1 protein-coding gene is annotated in these 1,107 nt (G+C 55.9%); it reads right to left on the bottom strand.

Translation table 11 applies throughout. The features are described from left to right. Positions 1–120: 120 nt before the first annotated feature. Positions 121–1,107: sensor histidine kinase (locus tag EOA22_RS34700; protein ID WP_164756224.1), on the bottom strand; the 987-nt coding region annotated here is incomplete at its 5' end.

Here is a 1,107-nt window from a genome sequence, read left to right as displayed (position 1 = left end):
ATACGTGAAGGCTGGTCGGACCGAGCTTCAGATTGCGCGGTCGTTGAATGCCAAGGGAGTGGTCACCGGTCTCAACCGACCTTAGAATTTCCGCTGCCCAAATTGTAGGCGCTGCCGCGATCAGCCTAGCCGTTCATCGGGTGCAAGGCGGGACAGTAGGCCGCGAATAGAGAAACGCAGGCCATCCGACGCGAAAACAAGATCTGGAGCCTCTCCAAATAGGCTGGTCAATGCGGCGCGCATATAGCGTGTTCCATATCCTACTCGCGAGGGTTGAACTACCGACGGTCCTCCTGATTCGATCCATCTCAGCGTCAGCACTGGTTCCGAACTCGCCGTTATATTCCATTCCATTCGTATCCTGCCTTCGGGGCGGGACAAGCCGCCATATTTAATGGCGTTTGTTGCTAGTTCATGAAGCGAGAGGGCGAGAGTTGTACCGGCATCGCGCGAAAGCAGCACCTCGGGTCCGTCGATCGTGATGGCAGTTTGTTGCTTGGAAAGGTATGGCGCGAGGACCGATTTTGCGACATCCGTTAAGGCCACGGTCTCGCCACCGGCAGCAAAAACTGCAGAATGAACATCCGACAAGGCCCTCAATCGCCCTTTGAAGTCTTCTGCAAGCCCTTCTGCCGAGATCGCACCGCGCCTGGTCATATCGAAGATGGATATGACGGTCGCCAGGATGTTTTTCACTCGATGATTTAGTTCAAGGCGGAGTTCCGTCTCCCGCTCAAGATAGTCACGCACGTCGCGCTGGCGAATTCTGGTGAGGAGTGCCGACTGGATTCCGCTTATTAGTTCGAGCGCAGCCACTGGACGCTGATAGTATATCTGACGTGAACGTGGCCAGGCAGCGCTCAGCGCCGCTTGGATGCGTGACTGCTGTGCCCCACGGTCCAACAAAACAACGATTGGAATTTCCGACCAATTCGGCTGCGCCTGAAGGAAACTTTCAACTGTTGCGATAGCCTGAGGATTTAAGGCTTCATGGGTAACAACCAGCACTCCAGGGGACAGTGCAAGCAATCCCTCTAAGTCCTCGGGGCTCGCCGCTCGAGCCCGTAAACCACGTTCCTGCAGCAGGGAGGCGGTGTAACCAGCATC

It is taken from the genome of Mesorhizobium sp. M7A.F.Ca.US.014.04.1.1, from assembly GCF_003998745.1.
GTDB lineage: Bacteria > Pseudomonadota > Alphaproteobacteria > Rhizobiales > Rhizobiaceae > Mesorhizobium > Mesorhizobium ciceri.
The sequence above is the reverse complement of the archived record's forward strand: the minus strand, read 5'-3'. Positions and strand labels throughout refer to the sequence as shown.